Annotated in this window: 36 protein-coding genes and 1 tRNA gene; 15 read left to right on the forward strand and 22 right to left on the reverse strand. The window is 66.0% G+C overall.

Features of this window, described 5'->3' with window-relative positions; genetic code table 11:
- Positions 1-2 precede the first annotated feature (2 nt).
- Positions 3-641 (reverse strand): metallophosphoesterase, encoded by a 639-nt coding sequence (locus ACXIQ9_RS06415; RefSeq protein ID WP_424174298.1) that lies wholly within the window; start codon positions 639-641, stop codon positions 3-5.
- A gap of 104 nt (positions 642-745) precedes the next feature.
- Between ACXIQ9_RS06415 and ACXIQ9_RS06420 the strand changes: the two genes are divergently transcribed.
- Positions 746-1,105 carry a hypothetical protein gene (locus ACXIQ9_RS06420; protein WP_459016121.1) on the forward strand — a complete coding sequence of 120 codons (360 nt, stop codon included), beginning with the start codon at positions 746-748 and terminating at the stop codon, positions 1,103-1,105.
- 2 nt (positions 1,106-1,107) lie between these two features.
- Here the strand turns inward: ACXIQ9_RS06420 and ACXIQ9_RS06425 are convergent, their stop codons facing one another.
- Positions 1,108-1,428 (reverse strand): MgPME-cyclase complex family protein, encoded by a 321-nt coding sequence (locus tag ACXIQ9_RS06425; RefSeq protein ID WP_010317828.1) that lies wholly within the window; start codon positions 1,426-1,428, stop codon positions 1,108-1,110.
- Positions 1,425-2,174: a pyridoxine 5'-phosphate synthase gene (locus ACXIQ9_RS06430; protein ID WP_459016122.1), complete on the reverse strand. Its 750-nt coding sequence runs from the start codon at positions 2,172-2,174 to the stop codon at positions 1,425-1,427. Before ACXIQ9_RS06430 ends, ACXIQ9_RS06425 begins: the two co-directional genes overlap by 4 nt.
- A 132-nt stretch (positions 2,175-2,306) precedes the next feature.
- Between ACXIQ9_RS06430 and ACXIQ9_RS06435 the strand changes: the two genes are divergently transcribed.
- The 4 genes from ACXIQ9_RS06435 to grxD are packed head-to-tail and all read left to right on the forward strand — an operon-like array spanning position 2,307 to position 4,201.
- Positions 2,307-3,026, forward strand: coding sequence for a lysophospholipid acyltransferase family protein (locus tag ACXIQ9_RS06435; protein WP_247479021.1), 720 nt, complete (start codon positions 2,307-2,309; stop codon positions 3,024-3,026).
- Positions 3,027-3,052: 26 nt separating this feature from the next.
- Positions 3,053-3,580 (forward strand): hypothetical protein, encoded by a 528-nt coding sequence (locus ACXIQ9_RS06440; protein ID WP_043706155.1) that lies wholly within the window; start codon positions 3,053-3,055, stop codon positions 3,578-3,580.
- A 47-nt stretch (positions 3,581-3,627) separates the two neighbouring features.
- A complete protein-coding gene (locus ACXIQ9_RS06445; RefSeq protein WP_459016123.1) occupies positions 3,628-3,861 on the forward strand; it encodes a BolA family protein in 234 nt (77 codons plus the stop codon).
- A gap of 16 nt (positions 3,862-3,877) precedes the next feature.
- Positions 3,878-4,201 carry a Grx4 family monothiol glutaredoxin gene (gene grxD, locus ACXIQ9_RS06450; protein ID WP_010317823.1) on the forward strand — a complete coding sequence of 108 codons (324 nt, stop codon included), beginning with the start codon at positions 3,878-3,880 and terminating at the stop codon, positions 4,199-4,201.
- Positions 4,202-4,234: 33 nt separating this feature from the next.
- Here grxD and ACXIQ9_RS06455 read toward each other — a convergent pair whose 3' ends face one another.
- Positions 4,235-4,501, reverse strand: a complete 267-nt coding sequence (locus ACXIQ9_RS06455) for a DUF6761 family protein (RefSeq protein ID WP_010317822.1) — start codon at positions 4,499-4,501, stop codon at positions 4,235-4,237.
- A gap of 90 nt (positions 4,502-4,591) precedes the next feature.
- Here ACXIQ9_RS06455 and ACXIQ9_RS06460 point away from each other — a divergent pair, with 90 nt between their 5' ends.
- Positions 4,592-5,359, forward strand: coding sequence for a response regulator transcription factor (locus tag ACXIQ9_RS06460; RefSeq protein ID WP_459016287.1), 768 nt, complete (start codon positions 4,592-4,594; stop codon positions 5,357-5,359).
- Here the strand turns inward: ACXIQ9_RS06460 and ACXIQ9_RS06465 are convergent.
- Together ACXIQ9_RS06465 and ACXIQ9_RS06470 are read right to left on the reverse strand one after the other, a co-directional pair.
- Positions 5,319-5,870: a hypothetical protein gene (locus tag ACXIQ9_RS06465; protein ID WP_459016124.1), complete on the reverse strand. Its 552-nt coding sequence runs from the start codon at positions 5,868-5,870 to the stop codon at positions 5,319-5,321. The two genes, ACXIQ9_RS06460 and ACXIQ9_RS06465, sit on opposite strands and share 41 nt — an antisense overlap.
- Complete coding sequence (locus tag ACXIQ9_RS06470; RefSeq protein WP_459016125.1) at positions 5,867-6,136, reverse strand: hypothetical protein; 270 nt, start codon at positions 6,134-6,136, stop codon at positions 5,867-5,869. The genes ACXIQ9_RS06465 and ACXIQ9_RS06470 overlap by 4 nt, the downstream gene beginning before the upstream one ends.
- A gap of 31 nt (positions 6,137-6,167) precedes the next feature.
- Here ACXIQ9_RS06470 and ACXIQ9_RS06475 point away from each other — a divergent pair, with 31 nt between their 5' ends.
- Complete coding sequence (locus ACXIQ9_RS06475) at positions 6,168-7,550, forward strand: glycoside hydrolase family 13 protein (protein ID WP_459016126.1); 1,383 nt, start codon at positions 6,168-6,170, stop codon at positions 7,548-7,550.
- On the opposite strand, the gene crtH is transcribed toward ACXIQ9_RS06475, so the two are convergent.
- Positions 7,547-9,088: a carotenoid isomerase gene (gene crtH, locus ACXIQ9_RS06480; RefSeq protein WP_459016127.1), complete on the reverse strand. Its 1,542-nt coding sequence runs from the start codon at positions 9,086-9,088 to the stop codon at positions 7,547-7,549. The genes ACXIQ9_RS06475 and crtH overlap by 4 nt on opposite strands.
- A 97-nt stretch (positions 9,089-9,185) precedes the next feature.
- On the opposite strand from crtH, the gene ACXIQ9_RS06485 reads away from it, so the two are divergent.
- A complete protein-coding gene (locus ACXIQ9_RS06485) occupies positions 9,186-10,364 on the forward strand; it encodes an MFS transporter (RefSeq protein ID WP_459016128.1) in 1,179 nt (392 codons plus the stop codon).
- Here ACXIQ9_RS06485 and trmFO read toward each other — a convergent pair.
- From trmFO to ACXIQ9_RS06500, 3 genes are all read right to left on the reverse strand, one after another.
- Positions 10,350-11,720: an FADH(2)-oxidizing methylenetetrahydrofolate--tRNA-(uracil(54)-C(5))-methyltransferase TrmFO gene (trmFO, locus tag ACXIQ9_RS06490; protein WP_247479008.1), complete on the reverse strand. Its 1,371-nt coding sequence runs from the start codon at positions 11,718-11,720 to the stop codon at positions 10,350-10,352. The genes ACXIQ9_RS06485 and trmFO overlap by 15 nt on opposite strands.
- Positions 11,721-11,778: 58 nt before the next feature.
- A complete protein-coding gene (locus ACXIQ9_RS06495; RefSeq protein ID WP_010317814.1) occupies positions 11,779-11,901 on the reverse strand; it encodes a photosystem II protein Y in 123 nt (40 codons plus the stop codon).
- Between the two features lie 86 nt (positions 11,902-11,987).
- Positions 11,988-12,506 carry a gamma carbonic anhydrase family protein gene (locus tag ACXIQ9_RS06500; protein ID WP_459016129.1) on the reverse strand — a complete coding sequence of 173 codons (519 nt, stop codon included), beginning with the start codon at positions 12,504-12,506 and terminating at the stop codon, positions 11,988-11,990.
- Between the two features lie 130 nt (positions 12,507-12,636).
- Here ACXIQ9_RS06500 and ACXIQ9_RS06505 point away from each other — a divergent pair.
- Positions 12,637-12,708: transfer RNA gene (locus tag ACXIQ9_RS06505), tRNA-Lys, on the forward strand.
- A 51-nt stretch (positions 12,709-12,759) separates the two neighbouring features.
- Here the strand turns inward: ACXIQ9_RS06505 and ACXIQ9_RS06510 are convergent.
- The 3 genes from ACXIQ9_RS06510 to ACXIQ9_RS06520 form a co-directional block, all read right to left on the reverse strand.
- Positions 12,760-12,978, reverse strand: coding sequence for a hypothetical protein (locus ACXIQ9_RS06510; protein WP_010317812.1), 219 nt, complete (start codon positions 12,976-12,978; stop codon positions 12,760-12,762).
- A gap of 255 nt (positions 12,979-13,233) precedes the next feature.
- Positions 13,234-13,800 (reverse strand): PAP/fibrillin family protein, encoded by a 567-nt coding sequence (locus ACXIQ9_RS06515; RefSeq protein ID WP_424163863.1) that lies wholly within the window; start codon positions 13,798-13,800, stop codon positions 13,234-13,236.
- Positions 13,800-14,471 carry a hypothetical protein gene (locus ACXIQ9_RS06520; RefSeq protein WP_459016130.1) on the reverse strand — a complete coding sequence of 224 codons (672 nt, stop codon included), beginning with the start codon at positions 14,469-14,471 and terminating at the stop codon, positions 13,800-13,802. The genes ACXIQ9_RS06515 and ACXIQ9_RS06520 overlap by 1 nt, the downstream gene beginning before the upstream one ends.
- An 81-nt stretch (positions 14,472-14,552) precedes the next feature.
- Between ACXIQ9_RS06520 and ACXIQ9_RS06525 the strand changes: the two genes are divergently transcribed.
- Positions 14,553-15,695, forward strand: a complete 1,143-nt coding sequence (locus tag ACXIQ9_RS06525; RefSeq protein ID WP_459016131.1) for a fatty acid desaturase — start codon at positions 14,553-14,555, stop codon at positions 15,693-15,695.
- A 22-nt stretch (positions 15,696-15,717) separates the two neighbouring features.
- On the opposite strand, the gene ACXIQ9_RS06530 is transcribed toward ACXIQ9_RS06525, so the two are convergent.
- From ACXIQ9_RS06530 to ACXIQ9_RS06545, 4 genes are all read right to left on the reverse strand, one after another.
- Entirely contained in the window at positions 15,718-16,029 is a 312-nt protein-coding gene (locus tag ACXIQ9_RS06530) for a hypothetical protein (RefSeq protein ID WP_459016132.1), read from the reverse strand.
- 9 nt (positions 16,030-16,038) lie between these two features.
- Positions 16,039-16,455, reverse strand: a complete 417-nt coding sequence (locus ACXIQ9_RS06535) for a sigma factor (RefSeq protein WP_247478998.1) — start codon at positions 16,453-16,455, stop codon at positions 16,039-16,041.
- Positions 16,456-16,988: 533 nt separating this feature from the next.
- Positions 16,989-17,684, reverse strand: a complete 696-nt coding sequence (locus tag ACXIQ9_RS06540; protein ID WP_459016133.1) for a DNA-binding response regulator — start codon at positions 17,682-17,684, stop codon at positions 16,989-16,991.
- 67 nt (positions 17,685-17,751) lie between these two features.
- Positions 17,752-18,360, reverse strand: a complete 609-nt coding sequence (locus tag ACXIQ9_RS06545; protein WP_459016134.1) for a sigma factor — start codon at positions 18,358-18,360, stop codon at positions 17,752-17,754.
- Positions 18,361-18,427: 67 nt separating this feature from the next.
- Between ACXIQ9_RS06545 and ACXIQ9_RS06550 the strand changes: the two genes are divergently transcribed.
- On the forward strand, positions 18,428-18,583 hold the full coding sequence (locus ACXIQ9_RS06550; RefSeq protein ID WP_459016135.1) for a hypothetical protein: 156 nt from the start codon (positions 18,428-18,430) through the stop codon (positions 18,581-18,583).
- On the opposite strand, the gene ACXIQ9_RS06555 is transcribed toward ACXIQ9_RS06550, so the two are convergent.
- Together ACXIQ9_RS06555 and ACXIQ9_RS06560 are read right to left on the reverse strand one after the other, a co-directional pair.
- Complete coding sequence (locus ACXIQ9_RS06555) at positions 18,580-19,965, reverse strand: glycosyl hydrolase family 57 (RefSeq protein ID WP_459016136.1); 1,386 nt, start codon at positions 19,963-19,965, stop codon at positions 18,580-18,582. The two genes, ACXIQ9_RS06550 and ACXIQ9_RS06555, sit on opposite strands and share 4 nt — an antisense overlap.
- A complete protein-coding gene (locus ACXIQ9_RS06560; protein ID WP_459016137.1) occupies positions 19,962-20,477 on the reverse strand; it encodes an MliC family protein in 516 nt (171 codons plus the stop codon). Before ACXIQ9_RS06560 ends, ACXIQ9_RS06555 begins: the two co-directional genes overlap by 4 nt.
- 400 nt (positions 20,478-20,877) lie before the next feature.
- Between ACXIQ9_RS06560 and ACXIQ9_RS06565 the strand changes: the two genes are divergently transcribed.
- Positions 20,878-21,033 (forward strand): hypothetical protein, encoded by a 156-nt coding sequence (locus tag ACXIQ9_RS06565; RefSeq protein WP_459016138.1) that lies wholly within the window; start codon positions 20,878-20,880, stop codon positions 21,031-21,033.
- A 49-nt stretch (positions 21,034-21,082) separates the two neighbouring features.
- Positions 21,083-21,346: a hypothetical protein gene (locus ACXIQ9_RS06570; RefSeq protein WP_010317684.1), complete on the forward strand. Its 264-nt coding sequence runs from the start codon at positions 21,083-21,085 to the stop codon at positions 21,344-21,346.
- 308 nt (positions 21,347-21,654) lie between these two features.
- On the opposite strand, the gene ACXIQ9_RS06575 is transcribed toward ACXIQ9_RS06570, so the two are convergent.
- From ACXIQ9_RS06575 to ACXIQ9_RS06585, 3 genes are read right to left on the reverse strand one after another with little or no spacing between them, the layout of a single operon-like run.
- A complete protein-coding gene (locus ACXIQ9_RS06575) occupies positions 21,655-22,101 on the reverse strand; it encodes a hypothetical protein (RefSeq protein ID WP_459016139.1) in 447 nt (148 codons plus the stop codon).
- Between the two features lie 16 nt (positions 22,102-22,117).
- Positions 22,118-22,264 (reverse strand): hypothetical protein, encoded by a 147-nt coding sequence (locus tag ACXIQ9_RS06580; protein ID WP_010317690.1) that lies wholly within the window; start codon positions 22,262-22,264, stop codon positions 22,118-22,120.
- 4 nt (positions 22,265-22,268) lie between these two features.
- Positions 22,269-22,568, reverse strand: coding sequence for a hypothetical protein (locus ACXIQ9_RS06585; RefSeq protein ID WP_029626373.1), 300 nt, complete (start codon positions 22,566-22,568; stop codon positions 22,269-22,271).
- A 111-nt stretch (positions 22,569-22,679) separates the two neighbouring features.
- Between ACXIQ9_RS06585 and ACXIQ9_RS06590 the strand changes: the two genes are divergently transcribed.
- Entirely contained in the window at positions 22,680-23,342 is a 663-nt protein-coding gene (locus tag ACXIQ9_RS06590) for a L,D-transpeptidase (RefSeq protein WP_010317694.1), read from the forward strand.
- Entirely contained in the window at positions 23,323-23,640 is a 318-nt protein-coding gene (locus tag ACXIQ9_RS06595; protein WP_459016140.1) for a hypothetical protein, read from the forward strand. The genes ACXIQ9_RS06590 and ACXIQ9_RS06595 overlap by 20 nt, the downstream gene beginning before the upstream one ends.
- Positions 23,641-23,667 lie beyond the last annotated feature (27 nt).

Here is a 23,667-nt window from a genome sequence, read left to right on the forward strand (position 1 = left end):
GCTCAGACGGGGCTCAGGCTGGGCGACTGCAGGCTATGGGCAAGACCCGGAACTGACACCACCTCGCGGCTCTCGGGGCAGTAGGCGCTGAGGTCGCCGCCGTAGCAGGCGCCGGTGTCGACCATGACGATGTTGGGCAGGCGGCGGACGTTCGGGCCGGGGGTGTGGCCGATCACCACATCGCCAAAGCGTCCGTCGTACTGCTCCCAAAACCCCATGCGCACCCGTAGGTCCGGTTGCCAGGTGCTGGGGTTGAAGCCGGCATGGGTGGCCACCCAACCTTCGCCCCAGTAGGCCAGGGGCAGCTGCTCCAGGCGTTTGAGCCAAAGGGCGCAACCGTCGCTGCCGAGTTGACGGCGGGTCTCGGCGCCGGCCTGTTTGTTGGCCCCTTCATCGCTGCGCAGGGCCTCGATCAGATCCTGCTCGTGGTTGCCCCGTAGCCAGATGGCGCGGCCGCTCTCCACCAGGCCCCAGATGCGCTCCATCGTCGCGGGGGTGTCCGGGCCGCGGTTGATGGCGTCGCCGCAAAAAATCAGACGGTCTCCCGTCGGGAGTTGCGCCAGCAGGCTCTCGAGGGACCCCGAGCAGCCATGCACATCACCGATGACCCAGTGGCGGGCTTTGCGACTGACGGTCGTCATATCTCCCACTTTGGCTGGAGCCTTGACGATCTGTCAGCCCCTTTTGCGCATCCCCTCGCAGAGGTTGAAAACGGGATAACGTCCCCTTAACCACGCCCCTCTGGATGGACAGCCAGATCCCGGAGAGCTCCAAGCCGGTTGATCCGCGCAGCCTCTCGGTGGGTCGGCGGGTGGAGATTCTGGTGAAAGCGCTTGATGGGGCGAAGCGCACCAATGAAGCCCTAGCCAAGTGCGCTAACGGCGACGAGATGGTGGAGGTGCTCCTCAACGCCTCCTCCAAGTTGGGTCTGGGGCTGACCCAGGCGGAACTCACCCGCACCCCGCCGATCCGCGACTGGATCTGGTGGAAGAACAAAGAAGCGGTGCTCACCATTGGTGATGCCAAGCCCCGCTACCAGCAGGACGGAGCGCAGGGCCGATCCGATGGGGATGAGCCCCGCAAGAAGTTCCTCGGTCTCTTCTGAGCTCAGGCGGCGCTGGCCAGGGCGTCGGGGATGGAGCTGGAGGGCGCCTCAAAGCTGCCCTTGGCCACGAACTCCAGACGCAGCTTCATGAAGTCGATGAACTTCGGATCGGTGGAGACCACCGCGGCGGCGGGCTGGGGCACCTGCTCGGCAATGGCCTTGAGCTCGGGGGCTTGGAGGAAGGCGGGGCGCTTCACCAGCCAGAAGTCGATGGCTTTGCCCTGCTCGCCGTAATTACGGACACGCTCCCGCAGCACCTCATCGAGGGGCTCCTCCACGGTGAGGAAGGCCTCACTGGCGGCCACGAAGTGGTACTGGGTCATGAACTGGTGCTGCCGAAGAGGGGTTCCCGGCGGGGATTCTGGACCAAAGCCCTCATCTGCCGCACGGCCTCCTCCAGGCCCACCGCGAGGGCCCGGGCGACGATGGTGTGACCGATGTTGAGCTCCTCCATCCCCTCGATGGCAGCGATCGGCTCCACGTTTTGGTAGGTCAAGCCATGGCCAGCGTTGACCCGCAGACCCAGGCTGCGGGCAATGAAGGTGCCCTCGGTGATGCGCGCCAGTTCCTTCGCCTGCTGCTGCCAGTTCGCCTCGGCATAGGTGCCGGTGTGCAGTTCCACCCAGCGGGCGCCGCTGGCCTGGCAGGCCTCCAGCTGGGCGGCCTCGGCGTCGACAAACAGGCTGACTCCGATTCCGGCGTCCTGGAGACGGCCCGACATTCCTTTGATCGTGCTGAGCTGCGAGGCCACATCCAGCCCCCCTTCTGTAGTGACCTCCTCGCGCTTCTCCGGCACGAGGGTGACCATGTCGGGCTTGATCCGCAGGGCGATGGCCTCCATCTCGGCGGTCGCGGCCATCTCCAGGTTCAGGCGGCTGCGCACCACCTGACGCAACAACTCCACATCGCGGTCCTGGATGTGGCGCCGGTCCTCCCGCAGGTGCACGGTGATGCCATCGGCGCCGCCGAGCTCAGCCAGCAGGGCGTAGCTCACCGGGTCGGGCTCAACCGTGCGGCGGGCCTGGCGCACATTGGCGATGTGATCGATGTTGACGCCAAGGCTCGCCATGGCAATCGCTGCTTCTAGGCGGATCCTATGGATGGCGCCGCCAGGCCCGCTCGATCAACTGCCTGCTTGAGGGGCTTTCGGCAGGGGATCGCCCTTAGGTTGCCGGGACTTCAGGTCAGGGTGTTCAGTCCGATGGCGGCGGCAGGCACGGCATCGGTGGCCCTGACGGAACGGGAAAAGAGTCTCTGCAACGGCATCAACCCCTGGCTGGCGCCGGTGGCCATGGTGCTCACCCAGGACGTTGCCCTGAAGGGATTTTTTGGTGGTGGCCTGAGGGTCCTTGGCCGCGAGAACTTGCCCCATGAGGGGCCGGTGCTGCTGGCGCCGACCCACCGCTCCCGCTGGGATGCGCTGATGCTCCCCTATGCGGCCGGGCGCCGGGTGAGCGGACGGGACTGCCGCTTCATGGTCACCAGCGATGAGATGACCGGTCTGCAGGGCTGGTTCCTGCATCGCCTGGGCTGCTTCCCGGTGAATCCGCGCAAGCCGGCCGCCGCCTCCCTGCGCTTTGCCGTCGATCTGCTGGAGAGCGGCAATCAACTGGTGATGTTCCCGGAGGGGAAGATCAACCAGGACGATCCAGCTATGCGGCTGATGCCTGGGCTGGCGCGGCTGACGGCCCTGGCGGAAGGCCAGGGGGTGGCGGTTCAGGTGGTGCCCGTCGGGATTGCCTATGGCCATGCCAAGCCCCGCTTTGGCGATCAGGCCGCCCTCTGCTTCGGTCAACCCCTGCGTCTGGCCGGCGGGGAACGGGAGCAGATCAAGGCCCTGACGCTGGATCTGACGGAGAAGCTTCAGGCTGCTGAGGCGCTGGCTCGCCAGGCGGTTGGGCGCCCTTTGCAACGCCCGTAGAGTTGCCCCAATTCGCAAGTGCTCCTGTGCGCCGGCAACTCGCCGCCTTCAGCCTCTCCGCCCTGGCGGCGGTTGTCCCTGGTCTGGTCTCGCAATCCGCCCTGGCTCAGGACGCCCAAAAGGTCCTGGCTTCCCCCAGCTCGGGTCTGAACCTCAGCGCCATTGAGGCCAAGGTGGCGGCCGGTGATGCCGCTGCGGCCGCCGGCAATCTGGAGCAGGCCAAAGCCGACTACGACTCGGCCCGTGAAGGCGCCCAGAACCTGACCCGCTTCTATCGCAGCCTCAGCGGTTCCTTCCGCGGCCTCGATGCCCGGATCCCCCGGGAGATGGATGCCAAGGGCCGGGAGGCCCTGGAGCTGCAGGCCAAGATCGACCTGCGGCTGGCGGCGCTGCTGCGCCGGATGAATCAGCCCGCCGCTGCCGTTCCTCTGCTGGTGGAAGTGGTTCAGATCACCACCCCGGCCAACCCGATGGGTCAGAAGGCTTATCAGAGCCTGCTGGAGCTGGGCTTTGTCACCACCCCCTTCGCCGGTGGTTCGGCCGCGGGCAACTGATTCCGCAGTCCGTCTTCTTACAGTCCCAAGCTCACTGATCTGAGGTCATGGTTCATCCCGACCAGGTGAAGGCCGCCATTGGCGTCGCCCTTCCCGATGCCTGCGTTGAGGTGGAAGATCTCACCGGCGGTGGAGACCACCTGCAGGTGAAGGTGGTCTCCACGGCGTTTGAGGGACTCAGCCGGATCAAGCAGCACCAGCTGGTCTACGGCGCCCTGCGCTCCGAGCTAGCTAGCGAGGCGATCCACGCCCTCGCCCTGCAGACCTCAACCCCCTCCTGATTTCACGATTCGTCCCATGGATTCCGCCCTCAAGCAGCGCCTCGATCAGTTGGTGGGCAGCAGCCCGATCTTCGTCTTCATGAAGGGCAGCAAGTTGATGCCCCAGTGCGGCTTCAGCAACAACGTGGTGCAGATCCTCAACGCCATGGCCGTTCCCTTCGAGACCTTTGACGTGCTCTCCGACATGGAGATCCGTCAGGGCATCAAGGAGTACTCCGAGTGGCCGACCATTCCCCAGGTCTATGTCAATGGGGAGTTCATTGGCGGCTCCGACATCCTGATCGAGATGTACAACTCCGGGGAACTCAAGGAAAAGCTCGCGATTGCCCTCGCCAGCTGAGATCTCCAAGGGGCCTGAGGGCCCCTTTTTTGCCTAGTTGCGGCCGGTCTCGTAGAGGGTGCTCATGTCGCCGTTGGGGCCGATGAAGCTGGAGGGATCCATGATCCAGCGGTCCACAACCTCCTCCAGGCGGCGCTGGGCCAGGGGGTCCAGCAGGGCCGAGCGCCGCAGGGCATGCAGGTAGCCATCGGCGTATAGCCGCAGTTCCGAGGGCCCGTGGTAGCGATCCGCCAGGGACTGGCAGGCATCGCAGAGGGACTGGAAATGGCGAATGGCTTCTGGGTGCTGCAGTCCGTTCATGGTTCGGGAAGAGGGCCTCGACCCGGTGGCCAGATATCAAGCAGTGCTTGATACCGATGTGCCTCTGAAATTACCGATAGCGTAGAGAGAATCAAGGAGAAGGGCGTGTCCTCCACACCTCCAAGTCCTGAATCGAATCTGAAACGGGTTCTGGTGGTGGATCCTCACCCCACCCTGCGCACCGTTCTGGCCCAGCGTCTGCGGCAGGACGGTCACCTCACCGCCGCTGTCTCCACCGCCTCAGAGGCCGTTGCCCTCTGTGAGGACCTCACCCCCGACCTGCTTGTTGCCGCCGAACTGCTGGAGGAAACCTCAGCCCTGAAGCTGGCCGGTCAGCTGCGCTGTCCGGTGATGGTGCTCACAGCCCGCTCCGGCTCAGAACCGGTGGTCTCCCTGCTCGATGCCGGCGCCGATGACGTCCTGCGCAAGCCCTTTGGCCTGGAGGAACTGGCCGCCCGCTGCCGGCTGCTGCTGCGCCGCAGTGGCACGGGTCTGCAGGAGCGGGTCTGCGTCGGTCCCCTCGAGGTGCATGTCCTGCTGCGCCAGGTGACCCTGCGGGATCAGCCCGTGGAGCTCAGCCCCCGGGAATTCGCCCTGCTCTGCGCCCTGCTGATGCCCCCCGGCATCATCCGCAGCCGCAGCGAACTGCTGCGCATGGCCTGGCCCCCCTTCAGTGGTGGCCCCCGTTCGGTCGACACCCAGGTGCTCACCCTGCGGCGCAAGTTGGAGCAGGCCGGTCTGGGCGAGGGCGGCGGCATCGAGACCGTGCGTCAGCAGGGCTACCGCTTCAGCCTGGACACCATTCCCTCCGATGGCCTCAGCTCAGCGCCGCTGACGGGAGCACCCATCGCCCGCTGAGCAGGGCCCAGCCCACCATCGCCTCAAACACCAGCATCGCCAGGCAGAGCCCCGCCAGGAGCTGATAGGTCCAAGGGGGGCTGATCCGGCCGATGGAGCTGGTGTCCAGGCCCGTCCGGTCGCTGAAGCGGCCCAGGAACTCCTCGAAGGCTTGCACCCGTTGGGGGAGCAGATAGGCCGAGCCGTCCTCCGTTCTGACGTAGAAGACGCGGCCCCCCTGACTGGTGGCCACAGGCGTCAGGCCCTTGACCTGCTCCCAGGTCAGTGACCAACCGCGGCGCAGCAGCCAGGAGCACCAGCGCGGGTAGCCCACCTGCAGGCCGCCCTCGCCCAGACTGACCTCCTCGCTCACCAGGGCCCAGACCAGCAGCAGCCCCAGGGGCAGGGCCGCGATCAGCCAGGGCTGGAGGTTGGCCGGCGCCATCCAGGGCAGGGGGAAGACCAGGGCCAGATAGAGGCTGACCAGCGTGAAGCGAATCAGCGGCGCCATCGGGTAGCGCTGGTCGCTCATCGGTCCTCGGGGGAGCCGGGGAGCGGCTCGATCACGGTCGAGGGTTGGTAGCGCCTGCCGAAGACCTCCTGCTCGCGTCCCTTCCAGAACTCACCCAGGCGCATCAGATCGGCGTGGGCCTCGTGGAGTTTCTGCTCGTACTCCTCGGGGTTCATCGTGTCCTTGGCCTCCTTCAGCTTCGTCAGCCGCAGCAGCTGCAGCATCCAGGGTTTGGAGAGTTCGCCCCGCTGCTCGAGGTAGCGGGCCAGCTCCTCGGAAGTCGGCATCTCGGCAGCTTGCGTCAAGAGGGGCCACCCTATGGAGATGGTCTCTGCATCTGCGAGTTCGGGTTTCTGCCTGCCGCCGGCCTGGGCCGCGGAGGCCGTCGTTTACCAGATCTTTCCGGATCGTTTCTGCCGCAGTGGGCGCTCGCCCCAGCAGAGCGGCCTGCTGCTGGCGCCCTGGGGCTCCGCGCCCGATCCCCATGCCTTTCAAGGGGGTGACCTCTGGGGTGTGCTCGATCGCCTGGACCATCTCCAGGGTCTGGGGATCAGCTGCCTCTATCTCAACCCGATCTTCAGCTCGGCGGCCAATCACCGCTATCACGCCTACGACTATTTCCAGGTCGATCCGCTGCTGGGCGGTGAGCCGGCCTTTGCGGCCCTGCTGGCCGAACTCAAGCGCCGGGGCATGCGCCTGCTGCTCGATGGGGTCTTCAACCACTGCGGCCGGGGTTTCTGGGCCTTCCATCACCTGCTGGAGAACGGGCCGGCCTCGCCCTACTGCGACTGGTTCATCAGCGAGCACTGGCCCCTGAGGCCCTATCCCGCCGCGGGGGAGTCCTGCGGTTACCACGCCTGGTGGTCTGATCCGGCCCTGCCCAAGTTCAACCACGCCAATCCCCAGGTGCGTGAGCACCTGCTGGCGGTTGGTCGCCACTGGATCGAGCGCGGGATCGACGGCTGGCGCCTGGACGTTCCCGATGAGGTGGAGCCGAGCTTCTGGCTGGAGTTTCGGCGGGAGGTGCGCGCGGCCAACCCCGAGGCCTGGATCGTTGGCGAGATCTGGGGTGAGGCGCGTCAGTGGCTCGGCGGCCAGCACTTCGATGGGGTGATGAACTACCGCCTGGCCTGGGGCACCCTCGGTTGGGTCGCTGCCGGGGCCCTGGCCGATGGGCATCACCGCGAGGCGATTCCCTACCAATGCCTCAGCGGCGAGCGCTATCGCGCGCTGCTGCTCGAGACCCTGGGTTGGTACCGGCCCGAGGTGAACTGCGCTCAGCTCAACCTGCTCGACAGCCATGACGTGCCGCGGGCGCTGCACATGCTCCAGGGGGACCTGGCAGCCCTGCAGTTGGCCCTGGTGCTGCTCTTTGCCCTGCCTGGGGTGCCCTCGCTCTATTACGGCACCGAGGCTGGCCTCGCGGGCGGTGAGGAGCCGGCCTGCCGTGAGGCCTTCCCCTGGGGGGCGCCCCTGGTCTTGGGCGATTTCATCGCTGCTCTGGCCCAGATGCGCCGGGAGCACTCCGCCCTGCGCTCGGCGGAACTGGAGCTGGAGCTCCTTGGTGAGGATGGGCTGCTGCTGATCCGAGGCAGCGGGGCCGAGCGGCGGCGGCTGGTGCTCAACCGCAGCCGGGATTCAGCGCTGGCGCTGCCCGATGGCGGCCAGCTAGCCCCCCAGGACTGGCGGCTCTTGGCCTAGTCCGGCAGGGCCCAGGGGTTCAGGCCCAGGTCCGCGCCGATGCGGTGGGCGCAGGCGAAGCCGCTGAAGGCCACGGCGTTCAGGCCCTGGCCGGGGAAGCAGGAGTCGCCGACGCAATAGAGGTTCTGCAGCCCCGTGCGGTTGAAGGGCATCGGCAGCAGGCCCGGCAGGCGCAGGGCCGGGATCGGGCCATAGCTGCCGCCCATGCGCCCGAGGAAGCGGCGGTGGGTGCGGGGCGTGCCGATCTCCTGGTGGCGGATCGCGCCGGCCAGACCCGGCAGGATCGCCTCGAGCCGCTGCACCAGCCGGGCTGCATCGGCGGCCTTCTTGGCCTTGTAGGCGCTCGGGCTCAGGTCCTTCCAGGCTTGGATGTCGCTTGGGGTGAAGGTGTGGACGATGTGCCGGCCCTCGGGGGCCAGGGAGGGATCCAGCAGGGTCGGGATCGAAACGAAGATCACCCCCTGCTCGTCCTCCATCGCCGCCCAGTCCTCCAACAGCAGGTGGTGGCAGTGGAAGCCCTCGGGAATGAGCGAGGCGTCGACCCCCAGATGCAGGGAGAGGAAGGAGGGGGAGGGTTTGTAGCGGCGGCGCCAGGTGCGCTCGGCCTTGGGGGTGTGGGCGGCATCCACCAGGGGTTGGCGCACCGAGCCCTCGCCGGCAAAGGTGTCCCAGCGGGTGGCGTTGCTCACCACGCGGCGGGCGTGGATGGTTTCGCCATCGGCGAGCTTCACGCCCACGGCCTGGCCGTTCTCGATCAGCACCTCGGTGACGCGGGCCTTGTAGCGAATCGCGCCGCCATGGCTCTCAAGGCCGGCCACCAGTTTCTCGGCGATCACCCCAACGCCTCCCTTGGGGTAGTTGATGCCGCCGGCATGGCGATCGGAGAAGACCATGCCGGCGTTGATCATCGGCGTGAGGTCGGCCGGCATCACACTCCAGCAGAAGCACTCCATGTCGATCAGCTTCAGCAGCTGCTCGTCCTTGATGTGCTGGCGGGCCACATCGCCGACGTTGAAGGGCAGCCAGCGGGCCAGCCCCAGGCAGGCCAGGGGCGCCTTGAAGAAGACCTTGGCCAGGTAGGCCGGGTCCTCGAGCGAGAGCAGCGGCATCGCATCGAGGCAGTTGAACACCTGCCAGCAGGTGTCATAGAAGGCGCGGATGCCCTTGGCCTCGTGGGGGAACAGCCCCGAGAGGCGGGCGATGAAGGCCTCGTAGTCCCGGTCCACCGCCACGTTCAGGCCGCCCGGCAGGTGGTATTCGAGCTGGGCTGGATCGGGCACCGTCTCGCAGTGCTGGCCCACATCGCCTAGGGCCCGGGTCAGCAGATTCGTGTGGCCCTTCTCGCCGAAGCCAAAGATCATTGAGGCGCCCACATCAAAGGTGTAGCCCTCGCGGCGGAAGCTGCCTCCCGATCCCCCGGGGATCAGGTAACGCTCCAGCACCAGGGTCTTGGCGCCCTTGGCCGCCAGCTGGGAGGCGGTCACCAGGCCGCCGATGCCCGAGCCGATCACGATCACGTCCCAGGCGGGCTTGGTCACGGCGGGACTGGCGGAAGCAGCTTGGAACCCTATCGCCAGGCCTTTGGCCGCTGTCCCTCACTCTTGCTAGAGGACCGGGAAGAGCCTGATCGGTGTTTTGCGCGATCGCATCCTTTGGATCCTGAGCCTGGTCTTCATCGCCTGGATGGTCTGGGCTGAAACCAGTTTTCAATTCTTCGAGCACGACCTGGCGCAGGGTTCGGCCCTCCAGCCCGGTGCCATGGCGCTCCTGGGCTGTGCCTTTCTTCTTCCCTACGGGCTGGTTCAGATTCCAGTGGGCTGGCTGCTCGATCGCAGGCAGGTCGAGCGTCTGCTGCTGCTCGGTGGAGTCGCGGCCGCCAGCTTCACCTTGGTCTTCTCACGTGGTGAGTCGTTCCAGGCCTTGCTGCTGAGCCGCGCCGGCATGGGCCTGGCCTGTGCCGTGGCGTTTCCCGCCTCTGGACTGCTGGCACGCCGCAGCTTGCCCCAGGAGCGATTCGCCTTGGCGATGGGATTCACCGACAGCCTGCTCGGTCTTGGCGCCACCTTTGCCGCACTCATGCCCCTGCTGATCGGCAGCCAGAACTGGCGGCTGCTGGTGCAGGTCCAAAGCCTCTCGTTGGCGGTGTTGGTGGTGTTGCCCTTGGCGCTGCTGGCCTGGTCTCGGCCCTCGCTGAAGCGCTCCAGTTCTGCTCCGACGTCTGAGCCGGAGGGATCGCCCAACCCCCGCCAACTGCTGCAGGGCGCACTGATGTACGCCTGGGGCGGGGGGCTGCTGTTTGGCCTTGGGCAGTACGCCCTGATCTCCCGCCTACGCGGTTGGAACACTGACCTTCAGGTGCAGGCGACCCTGCTGCTCTCGCTTGGCATCAGCGTCAGCATGGTGCTCAGCGGCGCCCTGGCGAAACGCCCCCAGAGGCGTTCTGGTCTGCTGCTTGTGGGGAGCCTGCTGGCGACGATCTCGCTGTTTGCCTTGGGCAGCCCTGCCGGTGGCGGCGAGCTGCAACGGCTGGCGGGTGCCGGCCTGGGTCTTGGGATCGGGACCAGCGTGATGGCCTTCCCCATGGCTGAGGAGGCTGCGGCCCCAGGAAAAACGGCCTTCGTCGTGGCCCTGGTCAACACCTGCGGTACCGTCAGCGGTGGCCTGATGATGCTGATCTCGGGTCTGTTGCTGCAGCTGAGCAGTGCCGAGGGACTGCCCTTGGCGATGGGCCTCTACGGCGTCTTCACGGCCGCTGGCATTCCGCTGGCCCTTTGGATCAAGCGCAGCGGGCCCCAGTTGTCAGGCCGCCACTAGGCCTTGTTCGCAGAAGGGCGCCAGATCCTCCAGGGCCCGGTCGCGGTAGGCGCCGTAGCGGCGGCGCTTGTCGCGGATGCGTTCGGGGAGTTCGGGCAGTAGGCCGAAGTTGGGGGGCATGGGCTGGAACTTCTCGCTGGGGGCCTCGGCGATGAAGTGGGTCAGGGCGCCGCTCATGGTGGTGGCCGGCAGGTTGATCGGCTCCAGACCTTGGGCCAGGCGGGCGGCGTTGGTGCCGGCCAGCCAGCCGCCGGCGACGGCCGCGGCGTAGCCCTCGGTGCCGGTGATCTGGCCGGCGGCCAGCAGGGTCGGGCGGCTGCGGAACTGCAGGGTGGGATCCAGCAGCTGGGGCGCCTCCAGGAAGGTGTTGCGGTGCATCACCCCGAAGCGCACGAACTCGGCGTTCTCCAGGCCCGGGATCATCCGCAGCACCCGCTTCTGCTCGCCCCACTTGAGGTTGGTCTGGAAGCCCACCAGGTTCCAGAGGCGGCCGTCCTTGTCCTCCTGGCGCAGTTGCACCACGGCGTAGGCGCGCTTGGCCCGGCGCACGTCCCGGTCGTTGACATCGCCCCAGCGGGGATCCCAGAGACCGATGGGCTTGAGGGGGCCGTAGCGCATGGTGTCCTCGCCGCGGCGGGCGAGCTCCTCAATCGGGAGGCAACCCTCGAAGAAGGTGGCGTTCTCTTTTTCGAAGTCCTTGAGCTCGGCCTGCTCGGCCGCCAGCAGGGCCTCGCGGAAGGCGAGGAACTGCTCTTTGTCCATCGGACAGTTGATGTAGTCGGCGTCGCCCTTGTCGTAGCGGGAGGCGCGGAAGGCAATCGAGAGGTCGATGCTCTCGCCCTCAACGATTGGACTGGCGGCGTCAAAGAAGTGACAGTCCCCCCGGCCGGTGAAGGCGCGCAGGTCCTCGGCCAGGGGTTCGCTGGTCAGGGGGCCGGTGGCCAGCACCGTGATCTGCTCAGGGCCAGGCAGGGCCAGTTGCTCATCGCGCACCACCGTCACCAGGGGGTGCTGCTCGAGGGTTTCCGTCAGGGCGGCGCTGTAGCGGCCGCGGTCCACCGCCAGGGCACCACCGGCGGGGACGGAATGCTGGTCCGCGGTGCCGATCACCAGGGAGCCGAGGCGACGTAGCTCCTCCTGGAGCAAGCCCGCGGCCCGATCACTGCTGAGGGCACCAAAGCTGTTGCTGCAGACCAGCTCGGCGAACTCGCTGCTGTGGTGGGCGGGGGAGCGGCGCACCGGCCGCATCTCCACGAGCCGCACCGGGATCCCAGCTCGGGCGATCTGCCAGGCGGCCTCGGTTCCGGCCAGGCCTGCTCCGATCACCAGGACGGATTGGGAGCTGGATTGAGACACGCGAAACCGGCTCCGCCTGAATTGATCAGGCTAGGAGCCGGTTGGTGGGCGCTTGGCCTCAGCCTTGGGCGCGCTTGAGCATCATCTGCAGTTGGCCCACGGCGGCGCGGCCGATGTTGAACACAGCCCAGCCGGCGGCCAGAAGGATCGGGGTCACAACAAGCAGGAGCCGTGCGTCCATGACTGGGGGAAAAGGAGTGCCGAGATCTTACGAACTTCTGTTCCTTGAACTCCGGGAGCTGATCGAATTCGCAGCAATTGGCCTCCTCAGTGGAAGCCCAGGTCCGTGGATCGCCCCGCGTGGGCCATGGCCAGCTGGCGGTAGCGCCGGGCGTGCTCGCGCTGCTCGGCAGCCTTCTCCTCAGAGAGCTCCCGTTTGATCTGGGCTGGGGCGCCCATGACCAGGGCCCGGGGTGGCACGTCCTTGGTCACCACGGATCCGGCGGCCACCAAGGCCCCCGCACCGACGGTGACCCCATTGAGGACGATCGCGCCGATGCCGATCAGGCAGCCGTCTTCGAGGGTGGCGCCGTGGACCACAGCGCGGTGGCCGATGGTGACGTCCGCACCGATCAGCACCGGCTGGCCCGGATCGCCGTGGAGCACGGCGCCGTCCTGGACGTTGCTGCCCTCGCCGATGACGATCGGGCAGACATCAGCCCGGGCGACGGCGGTGGGCCAGAGGCTGGCGCCCGCGGCCAGCTGGACGTCGCCAATCAGCACGGCGCTGTCCGCCACCCAGGCGTCGGGATGGACCGATGGCGTGGGCCACGGAGCGCTGGCCATGGGCGTGCTGCAAATGAGGGGTAGGCCCGCATTCTCGGGGGGTTTGAAGGCGGGCACCTCTGGGTGATACGTTCACTCGGTGCCCAGTTTTGGGCGCCCCCCAACAACGGTGTCTAACCTGCGTTCGGGCGGGTCGTTAGCTCAGCGGTAGAGCACTCGGCTTTTAACCGATTGGTCCTCAGTTCGAATCTGAGACGACCCATTTTTTGAAGGCTCGGTTGCTTCGGCAATCGAGCCTTCGTTTTGTCTGCGCTCAGCTCATCCAACGGAAGACCAGTTGGAGCAGGGCAAAGCCCAGCAGGCAAAAGCCAGCCAGCAGGGACAGGGTTGGTGCCAATGGCAAGGCCCCAAACCAACCAAGCTGATCGATCTCTGGGGCTAGAGCAATGCGTGTAATGGCGGATTGCCTGGCCCCGCCGGCGCGGCGATGCTGTGTCCATCGAACCCAGGAGGCGTCCTCAATGGACGACACGCCACCTCGCTAGCAGCAGAAGCACGCTGACTTCTGGCCCCTGCTCCAACAGTCTTCACCCATTCGTGAGGCAGGTCGTCGGATCGGACACTGATTAGGGACGTCTGAGCCGTCGACACTCCATCTGCACCGCCTGAGGTGCCCCAGGAGCACAAAGCCCCACACCTGGAATGTTCGGCCCCAGGCGCCAAACCAGCCGCTTCAACCAACTGCGCATTCCATCACCCCCGGCCGCTTGGCACGGGGGTTTTTGGTTTAGGGCTTGAGCAGTTGATCGACGCTCAACTCCGGCCGCCGCAGCAGGGCAAAGAGGGTGCCGGCATTGCCGCGGCAGATCCTGAGCTCGCGATCGACAACGGTGATGTCCAGCCAGGCCGGGAAGGACTGCTGAACGTCCTGGAGCCACTGGAGACGCTTCCCCCCAAGGTTGGGTCCAACCCAGCCACCGCGGCGAAAGCGCACCTGGACCCGCTGGGCGCGATCGGGGTCCAGGGTCAACTGAGCTTCCACGGTGATGGCGCCCAGGGGCCCGGGTAGGCGCAGCTGGTTGACGCCGCGTCCTTGGGAGGGGGCCAGGCCCTGGAGGTTCTCCAGCCAGGGGGCGACCGTCAAATAGGGCTGCTGGCTGCTGCTCCAGCGCAACTCCCAGACTCCCTCCAACAGCGGCTGGGTACTCGGGTCCGAGAGGTCCGCCGGCTGGGCGCCCTCGAGGACGCCAATGAGCTGCTCGATCCGCTGGCGCTGCCGGTTGGCGCTGCCCCTGGGGTTCTGGCGCAGGAGCTCCAGCAGTTCCCTTCGCTCCGGGGGGCTGGTTTTGCCCATCAGGGCTCCAGCACCTGGGCGCGCGCATTCACGGTCAGGCTCACCTCGGCCTCGGTGTCCACGGTGAAGACGCTCCAGGTGGTCTGGCAAGCGGGCGTTCCTTGGCTGATGCCCCACTCGATCCGTTGGCCGCCGTAGGTCAGGCCGACGCAGGTCAGGCTCTCGTCATCGGCCAGCAGGCTCCAGAGCAGGGCGAGGTGGCTGCGCTCATAGCTCTCGGGGACCTGGCTGGTCCCCTCGGCGGCCACCACACCGGGCTCGAGGCGGAGGGCCAGATCCCGCTGCCAGCTCAGAAAACGACCGTCATGGGTGGGATAGAACCAGCAGGTCTCATTGACGGCGTCCTGAAGCGCAAAGCAATCGATGCAGCGCAGGACGTCTGGATCGCTGCTGCGCTCGTAGACGCCGATGGCGTTCTCCTGGGGAGCAAAGCCGGGGACCACCGCATCACAGATCAGCCTGCGCAGGGATCCACTGCCGCCTGGATCCAACTGGCCGTCCCAGGGCAATTGGGCGAGGCCATCGCTTGGCGTTTCGCCAGCCACAAACAGGCGAAGGGCGAAGCCCCTGCTGGGGCCCTGGTGCTGGAGCGCAACGAGTTCTGCCCAGCTGGTCTCTCCCTGCGGAAGCCCCGTCTGCGGAGCGATCACAAACACCAGGGGATGGTCCATGGCGGGCATTCTGGCCAGGGCGAACCGTCGGTCCATAGATTCTTAAGCAAATCCGAAGGCCGTTGTGTTCCTTTTGACCAGGTGGTCCGTTTGACCGCGGCCGTTTCTTCCCCTTCCCGGCGTTCGATCAGCCCCGCCGATCAGGACTTCCCCAGCAAGGCCGAACTGCTCGGCGCGCTGCCGGAGGAGTTGCTGCGCCATGACCCGCTGAAGTCCTGGGGGAGCCTGGCCCTCTCCTTGGGCCTGTCCCTGTTGGCCTACGGGCTGGGCACCTTGATTCCTTTGAGCTGGGCGGCCCTGCCGCTCTGGCTCTTCTACGGGCTGGGGACCGGCACCGTGGCCATGGGCTGTTGGGTCCTGGCCCACGAATGCGGCCACAACGCCTTCCACCCCAATCGACGGGTCGAGGGTGTGGTGGGCTTTGTGCTGCACAGCCTGCTGCTGGTCCCCTACTACTGCTGGGCCCGCAGTCATGCGGTGCACCACGCCTATTGCAACGAGCTCGAGCGGGGCCAGACCCATGTGCCGCCGCGGGCGAGCTCGCCCATGGGGCTATTCACCGAAGGACTGGCCCGCAAGCTCGGTCGCCCCATGGCGGGCTTGGTGGCCTTGTTCAACCACGTCGTCATCGGCTGGCCGCTCTATCTGCTGTTTGGTGTCACCGGCGGTGAGGCCTACGGCAGTTCGGTCTCCCATTTCCGGATGCCTGAGCAGGGCGTTCCCCTGAAGCGGCCCCTCTTCCCTGCGGCCTTCCGCCGCTGGATGCTGCGCTCCAACATTGGCCTAGTGGTGGTGCTGGGGGCCCTTGTCGTGGCCGCGATTCAGTTCTCGCCGCTGCGGGTGCTGGCGGTCTACGGCCTTCCTTATCTGGTGGTGAATGGCTGGCTCGTGGTTTACACCTGGCTGCAGCACACCGATGTGGAGATTCCCCACTACGACTCCCAGCACTGGACCTGGGTGAAGGGGGCGCTGCAGACCGTTGATCGGCCCTACGGCCCGCTGATCAACCTGCTGCACCACGGCATTGGCTCAACCCACGTCTGCCACCACGTGAACTCGGCCATCCCCCACTACAACGCCTGGCGCGGGACGGCGCTGCTGCGCCAGCGCTACCCCCTGCTGGTGCGCTTTGACCCCACGCCCATCCACAAAGCCCTCTGGCGTGTGGCGACCCGCTGCAAGGCGGTGCGGCAGTCCCCGGTGGATGGGGCCTTCTACTTCTGAGTCTGCAGCACTGCGAGGGGCTTTAGGCCTCGTCGGAGAGGTCCTCCTCCCACAGGCCCATGCGCACGAGCCATTGGTTGGATTGACTGCGCTGCCAACCATGGTCGAGCTCGAGCACATCGGCGATGGAAACCATCAGATCGAAGAGCTCGGCTTCAAATCCGCCGCGTTGATCGGCCAGGGCTTTGAGTTCCTGGGCCAGTTGCAGCAGCTCGAGCTCCGCCAGCCAGTCCCCCTGCTCAAAGGAGCGGCGGCGGGGGCTGGGGGCTGGGCGCCGCTGGCTGAAGAGGGGCAGCAGTCCTGTGAGCAGGTGGGTGAGGTCTTGGAGTCGCAAGGGTCCATGTCAAAGGCCCTCAAGGGTTCCGGGGCGCAGTCCGCAGGCCTGGCGGCAGTCCAGCCAGAGGGCCAGGGGCACCCCTAGGCGGATGGCGATCTCGGCGTCGCTGAGGTCCAGCTCGAGCCAGCGGCGGGCCTTGACCCAGAGCTCGCGGTAGCGATGGCTGATGCGCACGGCGAAGCCGGTGTCGCGCAGGTGATGCAGCAGCTCCCCTTTGACCTTGCTGACCAGGTAGCTGGAGGGGCGATAGCCCTTGGCGGCATCGAACTGGGCTGCTCCTTTGCAGAGCCCTTCGTAGGCCGGGCTGAGTAGCTCCTCGATCGGCATGCCCCAGCGCCGCGCATAGCGGTGGGCTTGTTGGTGGGCGAGACCGAGGTGCTGGCAGGCAAAACGGCGTTGCTCGGAGCTGAGGCGAGTGGGCATGGCGTTCAAACAGGTGCGGGAGGCTACCCGCGCCTGCCAAGTCCGAAAGAAGGCGAAAGACCAGAGCCGTCTGAGCCCGAAAGACTCCAGTGACGTCTGGGCGCTCCCCACAGCTGTGCAACAACGCGCCACGGCTGTGGGCGGCGCCGGGGGCCGGGCAGCAGCCAGAACCGGCCCAGAGAGACCGAAACCCATGGCCACCCAATTGCTGTTGACGGCCCACCACCACCAGGCGATGGCAATCGCCTGTGAACGGGGGATGTGGCTGCCTTTACCCCTGCCGGTGGAGAAGCTGCCAACGCTCTTCTATTTGGCGGCGCTCGCTCCAGCGGCCGAGGCGATCAGCGCCCTCGCTGAGATCAGCTGCTTTGAGCCCTGGTCTGAGGGGCGCTGGCTACCGATGCTGGGGCGGCTGTTGCCGTTGCCCCGGCCGGTGCCGCTGGGGGATCGCCAAGTGCTGGCGGAATGGCTCCCAAGCCGGAGCGATCAGTTCAAGCTGCTGGACCTGCTGCCGGTGCTGGAGGCCGGGCGGCTCAGTGATCTGGTGTGCGGCAGGCCAGGTCGCGGGGGCGCACCAGGCCCTGTCCGAGCCCCCAGGCGAGCAAGGCGCGCTGGTCTCGCACACCGACTTTGCGGTACAGCGCACTGAGCTGACGGCGGATGGTGTCGCTGCGGCGTTGCTCCAGCGCCGCGATCTCACGGCTGTTGAAACCGCGGGCGAGCAGCTCCAGCAGGTGCTGCTCGTTCCCTTGTAGGGGAATCAGCCGCGGTGGTTGCTCGCGCAGTCGCTCCCCCAACAGCGGATCGAGGGATTGCAGCCCCCGCATCAGCATCAGCACCGCCTGGAGCAGACGACCGCCGCCGCAGTGCTGGCGGCAGCAGAGTCCCGCAGCGCCGCTGCGCCAGAGCAGGGCCAGGCGTTCCTGCGGAATGGCGGCATCGAGGCAGACCAGGACCGTTGCCTGCGGCAGGCGCTGGATCAACTCCAGGGCGCCGCCATCGGCGAGCTCGTCATCACAAATCAGCAGCAACTTCTGCTGCTTGGGCAGCGGCAGGGCCAGCAGTTCTGCGATGGACCCCGCAGCAAAGTCGCAGCGATCGAGCAGTAGGCAGACGATCCCAATCAGCCGTTCATCCGCTGCGCAGACGGCAATGCTCCAGTCCTGCTGCAGAGTGCTGATGGCCCGCTGCAGCGCCTGAATCTGTTGGCGGAGTACAGCCGGATTCACGGCCCCTTGTTCACCCTCTTTGCTCTAGGGGCGATGGCTGATGAGGGGCTGATCCTTTGGATTTGACTTAGAAAGCGAAGGCCTCAATTGAGCAGGTCTGGGTGTGATTCCAGCTGCGGATCAAGGCTTCTAATTGCGCTGGGGCGATGGGCTGTTTTCTCGTGCTCAGCTGGGCGGCGAGCCAGCTCAGGCTGGGGCCAATCCCATTGCAGCGCATGCGCTCTTCACTGAGTTGCTCGGCCTTGAGCACCAGTGCGGCCTGCTCGCGGGGGAAGGCAATGCAGCGCCGGTCGCGCTGGCAGAACCGCAGCAATCCGCGGCGGATCCAGAAGCTGGCGTAGGTGGAGAAGCGATAGCCCCGGGTTGGGTCAAATTTCTCTGCGGCCCGCAGCAGATTCAGGGCCGCCTCCTGCAGGGCATCGGCCGTTGCTGCATCCTCAGGGCTGAGGCCGCTGTGTTGCTTTCTCCAGGTGAATCCCACCAGGGCGAGGTTGTGGCGCACCAGGCGATCGCGTGCCCGCAGGCCCCGCTTTTGAATCGCTCTAGGGGCCTGGGCGGGACCGGCTGGATGTTGCTGCCAGCGTTGAATCGTGCGGGCCAGCTCCAGCACCGTGCGCTCTGGCAGGGGTGCATGGCGACGGCTGCGTTCAAGCCACTGGCGAACGGATGGATGCATGGGAGCGCTCCGGCTGAGTCGAGTGTTCCCCGTGCTTCTGCCGATGTGCCGTGGCTAGAGATCAGCTATGGACAATCCGTTTCGCCAACTGCTTCGGGCCGATGAGCACTCCTACTTCTGGATCAAGAACAAGCTGGGTCTAAAGACCGAATACCAAGGGGCCTGGCTGGCCTGGGGCGTTGGTCTCTTGATGGGTCTGCTGATCGGGGCGCTCTGGCTCTAGGGGCTCAGCAGCGCCTGGCCGCGGCTGTGAATCTCGCGGGCGTAATCGGTCCAGGTGCCCTGGCCCCAGTAGCGGAAGCAGCTGGTCTCCAGCAGCAACAGGTGCAGCAGGGCCTGCTGGTAGCTGGGATCACTGGGGAGGGCCGTCGGGTAGCGCTGGTGGAAGGCGGCGCTGAGTTGCTGCATCGGCTCCAGCACGCTCTCGTAGCCCTTGACCCAACTGAGGTCGTTGGTCCAGGAGGCCCCCTCGACGTTGCAGCCGGCCTCGATGCGCTCCTGCAGCTGCTGTGCTGACCAGCGCTCTTCGAGTCCTTGCAGGAGTTCCCCCTGGCCTGCGGCCTGGATCGAGGGGAAGGCGGCGGGGTCGCAATCCAGCAGTTCGAGGTATTCGCTGCCGTTAATGGCGGCGGTGCCCGGCTCAGCGGCGCTGCGCTGGTGGGCCTGCAGGAAGGCCTGGGGGAATTCGTTCATCATCACGCCGCCGTTTTCGCCATCGGCGATCTGGGAGACCAGGGACGGCACGCTGATGTCTCCCAGGGGGAGGCGATCCCGGCTGAGGGCCTCGTAGTAGGGCTGCATCTGGCCCACCAGCTTGGTGTCGGAGCCCTGGGTTTTGATCAAGGCGGTGATCTCGCGGCGCTCGCCCTGGCCATTGCGGGCGATGAGGCGATTGGGCAGATACTTCTGGGCCTCACTGAGGGGGCCGCCAGCGAGGGTCTCGACGCTGTGCTCCTGCAGCAGAACCCAGCGGTAGCCGGCTTGTTGCAGGGCATCGACCAGGGCGAAGAGGGTGTCGGGGTGATTGGGCAGGGCCATCTCCGGTAGGGAGAAGCCGCGCACCCGCTGCAGGGCCTCCAGGCCAAAGGCTGAGGCGAACTGGTGCTGCCAGGCCTCGATCTGCAGCCGTAGATCCGGGATCGGAGTCGAGGGGGCGACGGCATGGCCCCAGAAGGTGCCGAGCCACTCGACGTGCCGTTGCATCAGGGGATCACAGGCCAGGTGGCGCCAGGCATCTGTGATGTCGCTGCGGCCCATCTGCTCGGCTCCCCAAAGCAGATTCCCGGAGATGTCGAGCATGATCCGCGGGTTGCAGCCCTGCTCGATCAGCTGGGGGATCAGATCGGCCAGGCGGCGGTAGCACTGGGCGAAGGGCTCGGCGTTGTGGTTATCGCCCTCCCCCGGGTGCTCAAACATGTACTGGAGGTGGGAGATCAACTCCCCGCCAGAGCCCGCCGGGATGGTCGGTTGGTGCATGTGCAGCGCGCAGGCAAAGCCCGAGCGCAGCTGATCGAGTTGCAGGGGCGAGTGCTGGCGCCAGTAGGTCCCGGGCTCGGCCATGGCGGCGCGGATCGCGGCGTTTTGGCCGGTGATGCAGGGGTTCATTGGCAGAGCAGGACAGTGCCGAACCAATCGATCCGGGTGGTGCCCTGATGCTCCCAGAGTTCAACGCCTGGTGCCGTGTAACGGGCGCCGCTGCCGGAGCGAGCGCTCTGGAGTGCGATGTGTTGATCGCCGATGGCCAGATCTGCCCCTGTTGGTGTGTAGGCCACCGAGACTGGTTCGCTCCTGCCGGCGCACTGCAGGGAGTGCCGCCAGAAGACGCTCAAGGTGTAGTCCCCCTCGCGGGTAAAGCGCAGGCCCTGCTCGCTGTTGCTGCGCTGATAGCTCTGTCCTTGTTGATCGGCCGGGAAGTGAAAGGCCCAGCGCTTGCCCATCTGAACGTTGACGTTCCCCTGGCGTTGGGAGAACGCGCAGGGACCGGACTCCAGGGCAATGGTGTGGTCGTGGCGGCTGAGCTGGCAGTAGGCGACCGTGTTGTCGGCGCGGGCCGGAGGCTGCTGGCTCAGGGCGGCGATCCCGATCAGGGTCAAGAGCGGCAGGACTGAGCGGCGCATGGCTCCTGGGCCGGTTGTCCCTGCTATAGCCCAGCAAAAACCCCTGGACCCAAACGAGCCCAGGGGTTGCGGTTTCCTCTGGAGCGTCAGTCGCTCACTTCTTGGTCAGGGCAGCTGCTCCGCCGAAGGCTGCACCGACGATGGCGATGACGGCAAGGATTTCCATGGCAGGGGGGAAGTGGTGGTTGTGAGTTAACTGTCTCCCCCGATGGACCTTTGGGTTTGTTCAATCTGAACCCCGTTCACAGAATCCGGTTGTCGTTGCTACGGATGGGGAAAGTCGTCAGCAGTTGCGCTCTTTCTTGGTGCGCACTTCTACCTGTTTTTCAAGAGGTGTTCAGAGCGGACAGTTCGCTGCTGTTGCGCTGCCAACGCTGAAGAGACCATCACCAACAACCACATGCCTGCCGCCCCACGTCCTGCGTCCCAACACACTCGCCCTGCGGTGCAGCAGGCCGTCTGGAGCTGGCGTGAGGAGGTGATGCGCCATCCCCATTGCCATCCGGCTGCGCTGCAGCGCGCGCTAAAGCCAAGCGAAGGCATGCCCCTGCGCTAGGTCCTTCTGCACCTTGCTTTTGGCCCCGGCGCTGTGCCTGGATGGAGGCATGACGCCTGAACTGGCTGCTGACGTTCTCGAGGCTCTGCTGCTGCTCCATGAGGAGCTCTCAGCGGATCCGGAGGCCCCTTGGTACGTGGGAATGCCGGATCAGACCCAGGTGTTGCATGACGAGCTCTGGCTGCTGGCTGGAGCCAATCCCGGAATCAAGAGCGCGGCCTTGGTGGAGCTTTGGTACGGCAAGGGACGCTCCAAGCTTCTGCCGGTGGAGTGCACCGGGGAACTGGTGAGCAGCCGGCATCAGTTGGTCTGAGCTTCGTGGATTCAAGAAATCCCCTCGACCTATCACGCCAAGATCACAACCTTGAGCGAGAAAGCCTCGGAGGTTGATCAGCTCAAGGCCCGGATTCAGGCTTTGGAGGATGAAAACGAAGACCTCAAGCGCAAGCTCGCGATTGCCTCACCGCAATAGCGTCCTAAGAACTGCTAAGGCCGATGGACGTGTTGTTCCTGGTCTCTAGCGTGCGTCCGTAGCCAGAACTTGTGGAACGCAGGTCATGGGTACGGGATGTAGCGCCGCCGGTAGGAGTACCGGCGGTTTTTTATTGCCGAAAGCATTGATTACTCGTCAGCTGTGCCTGAGCCACCCCAGTTCGGGCTGTGCTTGATCACAGCAGTGCAGAACTGAAGCAGCTCCTGCGCCGTCATGTCGTGCTTGGCGTCATTGGTGCGCCAGGCGCAGATCACGAAGTTGGGTTCCGGTTGCTTGGAGGGTTGATCAAGGGTGGGGAGCATCGCGTAGCGCTTCTTGCTCTCACCTTTGCCCGTGGCCGCATCGCGGTTGTCGTAGGTGCCGATCAGCTCCCAGGCGAGCCATTCGCCGGTCCAGTGGTCGCGGCCTTCTGAGGCCAGCACCGCCTCGTGGATCGCCAGGCGGTACTGCTGCACGTTGCCCACGCCACCGCGTTTCTGATCGCGCTTCGCCAGTGTCACCGCCTTGCGCTGCACCCAGCCCGGGTAGGTGCCTTTCGCGGCATCCGGCATCCAGTCGGGGGCGGGGGTGTTCATCGTGAAGCCTCCTGTCCTAGGCCCGCTGGGCACTCATGGCCTTGTAGCCGGGGTACTGATGTTCAGCGATGGTCCGCGCTTCGGCTTGGGTGTGGGCCTGCACTTGAACCTGCAGGGTGCGGCCCTTGTCGATCAGCTTCACCGCCCAGGTCGCCTGTGCCATCGCCCTAGTCCCCGCTGCTGAAGTTCAGCACCAGATCACCGGCGTCATCGCGCTCGATCGTGAACTTGAAGGAATCGACCGTGCCGCTCCAGACCCCTTCCTCGGGATCGGCTGATTCCCCGCGCTGTTGGGAGACGTCGTGGTCAAAGAGCTGCTCAAACACATGGGCCGCGACGATTGCCGCCTGGTCCTCATCCATCTCATCGAGCTCATGGGGCTCGACCGTGCAGCCCTCGAGGGTCTCGGCATCAAGCACGTTCCCCGATCCCAGATCTTCCACGAGGGCCAGCAGTGCGTCGTCCATCGGTTCAGGGTGCCTGCCCTCATGGTGAATCCAGCGGCCCCGGCCGTCCAGGGTTGCTGCATGCAAATCCAGGCGTCCTCGCCAACATGGAGTGAGTGCGGTTGGTCTTGGATGCGACGTCTCCCCTCGCTGGCCGGGATCAGCCTGGCTCTGGCCCTGAGCGGTTGCGGCGGCAGCTCTCCCAAGACCACGGCCAGTGGCGCGCCGGCCATCACGGCTCCGATCACGATTGAGCTGGATCAGAACATCCCCGCCAAGAGCCAAGGGGTGATGGTGCGCGGTGATGAGCGCACCACCTTTCAGGTGGGCTTTGGCCGGCTTGGGGTGACCTGTGCCAAGACCCGTTTCGAGGAGGGCTACACCCCCCTGGGTTCCTTCAAGGTCAACGCGATCCTCAGCAAGGACCGCTTTGAGATGGATCCCAAGCTGATCGCCCAGTCCGGTAAGAGCAAGGCGGAGCTCAAGGAGACGCTCTTCAAGAACATGAACGCCATCGACTTCAAGGGCGATGGTGAGGTCGGTGAATACGGAATCGGCTACATCAGCCTGGAGCCGATCGACAGCGTCAAGCAGCCCTTTGCCTTCAACACCTACGACGGCAAATTCCGCTGGTACAGCTTCGCGATCCACGGCAGCAACAACGAACAGCGCATCGGCGAGCAGGTCACCGGCGGCTGCCTGAACGTCTCTGAACCCACCCTCAAGGCGATGCTTGCCTCGGTGCAACTCGGCGATCAGGTGGAGGTGAAGACCGATGGCCCCTGCACTCCTTAGGACCCTGGCCCTCTCGCTGCTGCTCCCGGCGGCGGTTTGGGCGCAGCAACCCGTGCGGCCGATGCCGAAGCTCGGCAGTTGCCCCTCGGGTTATTACAGCTCCGGTGGCTACTGCCAGCCGAGCGCCTCAGCCCGCGGGGCGATTGAGAAAAACGGCAGTTGCCCATCCGGCTTCTACAGCTCTGGGAACTACTGCCTGAGCAGCGCCAGCAATCAGCGCCAGGCAATCCACAAACGCGGCAGCTCCTGTCCCTCAGGTTGGTTCAGCTCCGGCAAGTACTGCCTTCAAAACCGTTAGTCATGGCACATTTGAGTTCAGTGCCCT

Source organism: Synechococcus sp. LTW-G (genome assembly GCF_054459035.1).

Excerpts from the sequence above, each read along its gene's own strand:
- ACXIQ9_RS06415 (WP_424174298.1), bottom strand. The coding sequence starts at position 641 with ATGACGACCGTCAGTCGCAAAGCCCGCCACTGGGTCATCGGTGATGTG.
- ACXIQ9_RS06420 (WP_459016121.1), top strand. The coding sequence starts at position 746 with ATGGACAGCCAGATCCCGGAGAGCTCCAAGCCGGTTGATCCGCGCAGC.
- ACXIQ9_RS06425 (WP_010317828.1), bottom strand. The coding sequence starts at position 1,428 with ATGACCCAGTACCACTTCGTGGCCGCCAGTGAGGCCTTCCTCACCGTG.
- ACXIQ9_RS06430 (WP_459016122.1), bottom strand. The coding sequence starts at position 2,174 with ATGGCGAGCCTTGGCGTCAACATCGATCACATCGCCAATGTGCGCCAG.
- ACXIQ9_RS06435 (WP_247479021.1), top strand. The coding sequence starts at position 2,307 with ATGGCGGCGGCAGGCACGGCATCGGTGGCCCTGACGGAACGGGAAAAG.
- ACXIQ9_RS06445 (WP_459016123.1), top strand. The coding sequence starts at position 3,628 with ATGGTTCATCCCGACCAGGTGAAGGCCGCCATTGGCGTCGCCCTTCCC.
- grxD (WP_010317823.1), top strand. The coding sequence starts at position 3,878 with ATGGATTCCGCCCTCAAGCAGCGCCTCGATCAGTTGGTGGGCAGCAGC.
- ACXIQ9_RS06455 (WP_010317822.1), bottom strand. The coding sequence starts at position 4,501 with ATGAACGGACTGCAGCACCCAGAAGCCATTCGCCATTTCCAGTCCCTC.
- ACXIQ9_RS06465 (WP_459016124.1), bottom strand. The coding sequence starts at position 5,870 with ATGAGCGACCAGCGCTACCCGATGGCGCCGCTGATTCGCTTCACGCTG.
- ACXIQ9_RS06470 (WP_459016125.1), bottom strand. The coding sequence starts at position 6,136 with ATGCCGACTTCCGAGGAGCTGGCCCGCTACCTCGAGCAGCGGGGCGAA.
- ACXIQ9_RS06475 (WP_459016126.1), top strand. The coding sequence starts at position 6,168 with ATGGAGATGGTCTCTGCATCTGCGAGTTCGGGTTTCTGCCTGCCGCCG.
- ACXIQ9_RS06495 (WP_010317814.1), bottom strand. The coding sequence starts at position 11,901 with ATGGACGCACGGCTCCTGCTTGTTGTGACCCCGATCCTTCTGGCCGCC.
- ACXIQ9_RS06500 (WP_459016129.1), bottom strand. The coding sequence starts at position 12,506 with ATGGCCAGCGCTCCGTGGCCCACGCCATCGGTCCATCCCGACGCCTGG.
- ACXIQ9_RS06515 (WP_424163863.1), bottom strand. The coding sequence starts at position 13,800 with ATGGGCAAAACCAGCCCCCCGGAGCGAAGGGAACTGCTGGAGCTCCTG.
- ACXIQ9_RS06520 (WP_459016130.1), bottom strand. The coding sequence starts at position 14,471 with ATGGACCATCCCCTGGTGTTTGTGATCGCTCCGCAGACGGGGCTTCCG.
- ACXIQ9_RS06535 (WP_247478998.1), bottom strand. The coding sequence starts at position 16,455 with ATGCCCACTCGCCTCAGCTCCGAGCAACGCCGTTTTGCCTGCCAGCAC.
- ACXIQ9_RS06545 (WP_459016134.1), bottom strand. The coding sequence starts at position 18,360 with ATGCATCCATCCGTTCGCCAGTGGCTTGAACGCAGCCGTCGCCATGCA.
- ACXIQ9_RS06550 (WP_459016135.1), top strand. The coding sequence starts at position 18,428 with ATGGACAATCCGTTTCGCCAACTGCTTCGGGCCGATGAGCACTCCTAC.
- ACXIQ9_RS06555 (WP_459016136.1), bottom strand. The coding sequence starts at position 19,965 with ATGAACCCCTGCATCACCGGCCAAAACGCCGCGATCCGCGCCGCCATG.
- ACXIQ9_RS06560 (WP_459016137.1), bottom strand. The coding sequence starts at position 20,477 with ATGCGCCGCTCAGTCCTGCCGCTCTTGACCCTGATCGGGATCGCCGCC.
- ACXIQ9_RS06565 (WP_459016138.1), top strand. The coding sequence starts at position 20,878 with ATGCCTGCCGCCCCACGTCCTGCGTCCCAACACACTCGCCCTGCGGTG.
- ACXIQ9_RS06570 (WP_010317684.1), top strand. The coding sequence starts at position 21,083 with ATGACGCCTGAACTGGCTGCTGACGTTCTCGAGGCTCTGCTGCTGCTC.
- ACXIQ9_RS06575 (WP_459016139.1), bottom strand. The coding sequence starts at position 22,101 with ATGAACACCCCCGCCCCCGACTGGATGCCGGATGCCGCGAAAGGCACC.
- ACXIQ9_RS06580 (WP_010317690.1), bottom strand. The coding sequence starts at position 22,264 with ATGGCACAGGCGACCTGGGCGGTGAAGCTGATCGACAAGGGCCGCACC.
- ACXIQ9_RS06585 (WP_029626373.1), bottom strand. The coding sequence starts at position 22,568 with ATGGACGACGCACTGCTGGCCCTCGTGGAAGATCTGGGATCGGGGAAC.
- ACXIQ9_RS06590 (WP_010317694.1), top strand. The coding sequence starts at position 22,680 with ATGCGACGTCTCCCCTCGCTGGCCGGGATCAGCCTGGCTCTGGCCCTG.
- ACXIQ9_RS06595 (WP_459016140.1), top strand. The coding sequence starts at position 23,323 with ATGGCCCCTGCACTCCTTAGGACCCTGGCCCTCTCGCTGCTGCTCCCG.